1 pseudogene is annotated in these 207 nt (G+C 66.7%); it reads left to right on the plus strand.

Going from position 1 to position 207, the window contains the following annotated elements:
- Positions 1-207: pseudogene (locus BN358_RS21430) on the plus strand (MaoC/PaaZ C-terminal domain-containing protein); the annotation flags it as partial.

Consider the following 207-nt stretch of genomic DNA (forward strand, 5'->3'; position numbering starts at 1 on the left):
AGGACGTCGTCGAGATGCCCGACCGCGCACCCGATGCGGAGGTGGTCGAGACCATCCCGTTCAACCAGGCCCTGATCTACCGGCTGTCCGGCGACTTCCACCCCCAGCACATCGACTGGGACTACGCGGCCGAGAACGGCGAGCCCCGGCCGATCCTGCACGCGATCAGCTACGCCGGGGTGTGATGCGGCACTTCATCAGCACCTT

This window comes from Sedimentibacter sp. B4, from assembly GCF_000309315.1.
GTDB lineage: Bacteria > Bacillota > Clostridia > Tissierellales > Sedimentibacteraceae > Sedimentibacter > Sedimentibacter saalensis.